The sequence below is a fragment of the Thermostichus vulcanus str. 'Rupite' genome, assembly GCF_022848905.1.
GTDB classification, from domain to species: Bacteria; Cyanobacteriota; Cyanobacteriia; order Thermostichales; family Thermostichaceae; genus Thermostichus; species Thermostichus vulcanus_A.
On sequence record NZ_JAFIRA010000035.1, the window covers coordinates 36,551 to 42,845 of the forward strand.

Consider the following 6,295-nt stretch of genomic DNA (forward strand, 5'->3'; position numbering starts at 1 on the left):
ACGCTGATGCGATCGATGCAGTTCGCGTATGCCCTATGCTGAAGTAGGAGCCTGCGAAGATTTGTACTCGCAGGCTCACCTATTTGTATCCTATTTGTATCCAAAATACAGCCCTTTAATGCTCCGCTTTGCTACAACAACAGTTGTGTCCCTACCCTATTTTGAAAGCGCTAGAGTGCTCCGCACCGCTGTCGCGAAGGGGATTCCCCCGTGCTAGGTGACTAACAGTCGTGCTAGCGTGCCCTTGGCGCAAAGGGCTGTAATCAAGAGAAGATTAGCTTTCCGGCTCAAACACCTCTAAGTCCACCACCGTTCCTCCTTGGAAAGTCCAGCGGGCAAAGGTCCCAGCCACATCACCATTCTCGTCGAAGTTGATCGAGCCAGAAGCCCCGGTGTAGAAGATATCTTCCCCTTTGCTAATTAGATCCACAGCTTTTTCCCACTCGCCTGCGAGAATCTCGGTTCCAGGGGGGTTGGCCACCTCCCGCAGAGCATCACGGATAGCAGTTCCATCGGTACTACCGGCTTTTTGAATGGCTAGAGCCAGTACGAAGGCAGCATCGTAGGAGGTGTCGATGTAGGGAGTAGGGGGCAATTCGCCAAAGGCTGCTTTGTAGGATTCAGCAAAGAACTGGTAGGTTTTGCTGTCGGTGAGGGCTTGCGGAGAAACGCCAATGGATCCCTCCAGCAGATCAGCTCCCACTTGGGTGGCCACATCGGGAGAGCGCATCCCATCCGTGAAGACGAATCGGTCAAACAAGCCCTCCTCCAGTGCTTGCCGCAGGATGACCACACCATTTTCTGGGTAACCGATCAACACCAAGGCCTCAGGATCCCCCTCGGTCAATTGTGAGAGTTCACCCCGATAAGAGGCTTGGCCGGGTTCGTAGGGGACGGCCTTGGTAATGGTTCCACCCCGAGCTTCAAAGGCTTCCGTGAAGCTGTCGGCAAGCCCCTGGCCATAGTCGTTGTTGATGAAAATAATGGCTAGCCGCTCCAAATTCTCCTGCCGAGTTACCTGGGCCAATGCTACCCCTTGGTAGGCATCAGAAGGAACGGTGCGGAACAGGAAGTCATCATCGTCGAGGGTACTGATGGCAGGAGCTGTAGAGGCTGGAGAAATTTGTGGGATCCGGTTGGGGGCGGAAACCGTGGTGGCCACCGGGATGGTGTTACCACTCCCCAAAGCACCGATGATCCCGGCCACTCCTTCAATGGTCACCAGACGCTGGGCCGCATCAATGGCCGGTTGGGCGGCAGTTTGATCGTCAGCTACCACCAATTCTGCAGGAGCACCCAGGATCCCTCCGGCGGCGTTGATCTGCTCAATCGCCAGTTTCACACCATTCAGGCAATTTTCACCGAAGACCTGCAGGTCGCCGGTCAGGGGCATCAAAGCCCCAATCTTGACAGCTTGTTGGGCTGCACTGGGAAACAGGGTGGTAGTCAGGGCAGCAGCAGTAAGAGCGGCGGCAGCGGCAAAGGCACGCCGAGTCAGTTTGCTCACGCGGGACATAACAAACAACCTCCTGTGAGGGAAGAAAACAATAGGGATCCCTAAAGCCGAGTGTGAATTGTACAAACTAGACGCTTCCTCACCTCAAAGCGTTCCCCACTCCTTCAACAAAAATTGATACGCCAGATCCCAACAACCTTTGTAGAGTTGGCTGCGGAATCCAAGAGCAGTTGCTCCCAAAGGGATCTGAGAAGGATAATAGGCGAACTCGGCAACTTCATTATGTAGCGTGCTTTTCCCAGGGCAGTAGCGTGATCGTTATCGATGACATCTCTAAACGGTTTGGCGGCATTAATGCAGTGGATCACTGTTCTTTCCGAATCGAGACCGGTCAGGTGACAGGGTTGATTGGCCCCAATGGTGCTGGCAAAACCACGCTTTTCAACATCATTGCTGGATTTATCCGACCGAGCTCTGGGCGGATCTGGCTGGATGGAGAAGATATTACCGGCTTAGCGCCACATCAGTTGTTTCATCGCGGCTTGGTGCGCACCTTTCAAATCCCACGGGAATTTGGCCGCATGACCGTTCTGGAAAATCTGATGGTTGTACCCCCAGAGCAGGTGGGGGAAAATCTATTCACCACCTGGTTTGGCTGGCACCGAGTCAGGCGACAGGAAAGTGAGCTTCAAGCCCGTGCGGAAGAAGTTTTGGAACGGCTGAAACTGATCCATCTGCGGGATCAACTGGCGGTTACCCTTTCTGGTGGGCAAAAAAAGCTACTGGAACTGGGGCGAACACTGATGACGGATGCGCGGGTGATTTTGCTGGATGAGCCAGGCGCTGGGGTGAATCGTACCCTGCTTGGAGATTTGATGAGCTTCATTGAATATCTCAACCGGGAGCGTGGTTGCACCTTCTGCATCATCGAGCATGACCTGGATCTGGTGACTCGCCTTTGTAACCATGTGGTGGTGATGGCAGCAGGTCAGGTCCTCACCCAGGGATCCATGCAGGACATCAAACAAAACCCGGAAGTGCGAGAAGCTTATCTGGGATCCATGACTGCTGCTGAACGAACTGGCCAGCCGCAACCCTCCACCTCTGCCGTGTCCTCGGAGGGATCCCCGCCATGACCTTGCTGCAACTGCAGAATCTCTACAGTGGCTATCGCGGTGTGGACATCCTGAAAGGGATCCACCTGGAGGTAAAACAGGGGCAAATCGTGGTGATCATCGGCCCCAACGGTGCAGGCAAATCGACGGTGTTGAAATCCCTGTTTGGCTTAGCCACCATCCGAGCGGGTAAGGTGCTGTTTCAGGGATCCGACATCACGCATTTGCCAGCCGAGCAATTGGTGCGGCGGGGGATTTGTTTTGTGCCCCAAACTAACAATGTCTTTCCTTCCCTTTCGGTGCAAGAAAACCTGGAGATGGGAGCCTTCACTCGGCGGGATAACTACGCCAGTCAATTGGAGCGGGTTTACGAATTATTTCCTCCCCTGAAAGAGAAACGGCGACAAGCGGCGGGATCCCTGTCGGGAGGGCAGCGGCAAATGGTGGCAATAGGGCGAGCCTTGATGGTGGAGCCGCAGTTGTTGTTGTTGGATGAGCCGACAGCTGGACTATCCCCGCTGTTTATTGAGCAAACCTTTGCCCTTCTGCAGGATATCAACCGGCTCGGCATCAGTATCTTGATGGTAGAGCAAAATGCCAAGCAAGCCCTGAGTATGGCAGACTGGGGCTATGTGTTGTCGATGGGGGAAAACCGTTTTGAGGATACCGGCCCCAATCTGTTAACCAACCCTGAGGTTCTAGAGCTGTTTTTGGGCGGGTGATCCCGTTGCTCTGAATTACTCAGCAACTTACAGCCCTTTAATGCTCCGCAGTCACGTGTCGCGTAGCATTAGCGTTGCGTAGCAACAATGCCTACGGCAGGCTGCGCCACCCCAAAAGTGAACGCGGGTTTGTTACAAAACCGGTTGTGTCCCTAGCCCATTTCGAAAGGGTTCTGGGGATTACCCCTGTGCTAGGTGACTAGCAAAAGAGCTGTAAGCCTAACTTTCTTTAACACTGCAACTCCGCTGCTGTAAGTATTTGTGGCTTTAATCGATTGTACTTTATGGACAAACATTGACTACTCGGAACTCTTTCACATCCAACTCCAGTAGATGATCTAGTCTAATGATATAAACATAGTTCTCAGGGTATTGATCGTATTCGAGATGAAGACATGTACAATGTTGCTCATTCAGAATCTTGAGGAAAGTATTGAGATAAGCATGCGAAAAGGGCATAATCAATATGTGACAGTTATCAGCAATCTAGAGAATCATTGCCTCATTGAGGTGATTGATGCTCACAAGGCGGAAGAGCTTACTGAATACCTAGAAAGCCTATGGACAGAGGAAGAGAGGCCGAATATCGAAAAGGTTAGCATCGATATTTGGGCTGGATTTGCCAGGGTAGTCAAGCCGGTATTTCCCAAAGCACATATTGTCTATGACAGATTTCATGTGATGCAGAAAGCTGTCAAAGAATTAGACAAACTTAGACGACAGTCTCGACTCATAGAAAAAGGCTCAAGAGGTTCAAATAGTTGCATGGATGAAAGATGCTCGGAGAGTCTACACCGATGTGGTGAAAACAATCCAGAATCATCTTCAGGGAATCTGTCAGTATTTTGCCAATCGTGTGACCAGTGGCATTATGGAGGGAATCAACAACCGGATCAAGGTAATCAAGCGACAAGGGTATGGGTTTACCAACATGACTAACTTCAGAGCTAGATTATTAGCAGCTTTCTGGCCTTAGTAATCCTTGATCACCATAAGTCCGGGAGAGCCTCACCCTTGAAGATGAATATGTCAGACATTTGTGCTGTCATGGTTCCTTCCTTCTATGCCCAACGGTAAAGTTGTGCGGCGGCAAATAACCTTTGCAACACCACCAAGATCTTTCGCCCGTCCGCACTAACGCAGTGTTAGACTGCCGTACATATATAATTACAAGTCGTGAGAATATGTCTGATCTTGAACATACCTAAATCCCAGTTTCATCGACAGTTCTGCTTTTGCCAACTCCTCACCAAGATAGGCGGAATGATCTAGCTGAGTCACCCAACCATTTTCAATGATTGCCCAATAAATGCTTCTAGCATTTTTCCCTTCAATCGCCCTCAAGAGTGCGTTGTCGTATGAATAGTGTTCGACAAGAATGTTGCCCTTGTCAGGTTGTGGAAGAATTACGAAGTAACCTGTTTTATCCATCCGGAACTTTACAGGCTCCTTGGCTTGAAGGATAGTTGTGCTCGACGACTGTATTGCATCACTCTTACCCTGCTTTGTACAACCACAGGATGAGGATTGTGTTTGTGAGAGTGCTTGCATTTTCTCAATAATTTTCTCTGTATCTTCACAGCCAATTAGATCGACAACTTGTACCTGCTTCTGAAAAGCTTCTACCTCTTCGTAAGTGACATTCTTTAATAATGGTCGCTTACCAGGAGAACCAATCACTTTCATGCGATCATCTACTCCATTTTCAGCAAGCGCAAGTAGAGTTTTTCCGCTATAGTGCCCCTCTGAGTCTTTCCCTGTTAGTAACAAAAAACGAATCGTTGGGTTACTCACAACATTTTTGATAACCTTATCAACTCCAATGTTTTCTGTCTCAGTTTTCCCTACCACACAAAGTTCTTTAGGTTTAATATTTGCAAGTTGCTCAGCTAGCTCAACGCTAGCAAGTGTTGAAATTGCGACTGGGCAATCTTCACCGTGACAAAGCGCAAAGTACTCTCCGGCAACTGGAAAGAGAACATTTTCTCGTACCTCGAAGCCACATCCTGATAAGTGGCTTTGAACAGATTCAGGGAAGGCTTGGTGGAACGAGTTAGTTGCTACGGCAGGAAAACAATGAGCGCAGCCAATACAGGGATACTGAATTGGCTCCATCTGATTTAACCAATGCTGAGTATCTCTAAGTAAATTCGAGGTAGTATCAGTCAGATTTGCGGATAGGGTCGTTTCCAAATTTTCTAGCATTTCCTTCATGCAGCCGCATTTCCGACATTTAGCAAAAGACATACCCTCCTGAAGTTCGGAGTGGATGTGGCTAATATGATTATCTTCTAGCATCGTTCCCTCCTGTTTTGTTACCCACCACTATTTTGCAATAGTGGTCAGACTTCAAGGATATAGGCTGTACAAATCAATTTAACGCTGAACGCATAATATAAAGCCTTCACACCTCCACTGATAATCTTTAAGTTCCTTAATGCTGAACTCTGGCAGATAGTTTTGAAGCTGCGCCCCTACTGATAACTTAGGCGGTCTAACGTCTGAACTCACCTGCCACCAGGGATCCCTCACCACCGGCAAAAATCTAGCACAAGGTCAGCTGCAGTGACTTGTTATGTTGTGTCCCTACTCTCCCGATAATCATCGGGATCCTCACTGACCAGCCCCCAGGGATCCCTTGCCCCAAAAGCCAGATATTGACCGGGGCTGGCAACATAACGGTTCGGGTCAGCGGTTGCCGTGATCTTTGCGTCCAACCCAAGCGGCTGCGGTCAATCCGCTGCACCCGAATTGTTAGCTGGCGGTTGAATCTTAGACCTACTCAACAAAACCTGAAGCTCTTCAATGCTCAACGGAGGAGAACGGCGATGAATCATGGCATGACAGTTAGGGCACACAGGACGTAAATCTTTGAGGCTCTCCTGACATTTTGGTGTCGATAGTATAATGAGATACTGAGTTCCATGACGAACATTGGTTCCTCTTGATAAGTTATTGGGTCTTGCTGGAGTCAAAATCCAAGAGTTTGTAGAGTTAGAACA

The 6,295-nt window shown here is 49.5% G+C and carries 5 protein-coding genes and 1 pseudogene; 4 read left to right on the forward strand and 2 right to left on the reverse strand.

Going from position 1 to position 6,295, the window contains the following annotated elements; translation table 11 throughout:
* Window positions 1-274: 274 nt before the first annotated feature.
* Window positions 275-1,516, reverse strand: coding sequence for an ABC transporter substrate-binding protein (locus JX360_RS12610; protein WP_244351516.1), 1,242 nt, complete (start codon window positions 1,514-1,516; stop codon window positions 275-277).
* 251 nt (window positions 1,517-1,767) lie between these two features.
* Between JX360_RS12610 and JX360_RS12615 the strand changes: the two genes are divergently transcribed.
* The 4 genes and pseudogenes from JX360_RS12615 (at window position 1,768) to JX360_RS18000 (ending at window position 4,269) form a co-directional block, all read left to right on the forward strand.
* Window positions 1,768-2,592, forward strand: a complete 825-nt coding sequence (locus JX360_RS12615) for an ABC transporter ATP-binding protein (protein WP_244351519.1) — start codon at window positions 1,768-1,770, stop codon at window positions 2,590-2,592.
* The gene (locus tag JX360_RS12620; protein WP_244351521.1) at window positions 2,589-3,293 is read left to right on the forward strand and encodes an ABC transporter ATP-binding protein; all 705 of its coding nucleotides are present in this window, start codon (window positions 2,589-2,591) and stop codon (window positions 3,291-3,293) included. The genes JX360_RS12615 and JX360_RS12620 overlap by 4 nt, the downstream gene beginning before the upstream one ends.
* A gap of 444 nt (window positions 3,294-3,737) precedes the next feature.
* A pseudogene (locus JX360_RS17995) lies at window positions 3,738-4,007 on the forward strand (transposase); the annotation flags it as partial.
* A gap of 55 nt (window positions 4,008-4,062) precedes the next feature.
* Window positions 4,063-4,269 (forward strand): transposase, encoded by a 207-nt coding sequence (locus tag JX360_RS18000; protein ID WP_425244400.1) that lies wholly within the window; start codon window positions 4,063-4,065, stop codon window positions 4,267-4,269.
* A gap of 191 nt (window positions 4,270-4,460) precedes the next feature.
* Here JX360_RS18000 and JX360_RS12630 read toward each other — a convergent pair whose 3' ends face one another.
* Window positions 4,461-5,591 (reverse strand): DUF4346 domain-containing protein, encoded by a 1,131-nt coding sequence (locus JX360_RS12630; protein ID WP_244351524.1) that lies wholly within the window; start codon window positions 5,589-5,591, stop codon window positions 4,461-4,463.
* Window positions 5,592-6,295: the final 704 nt, after the last annotated feature.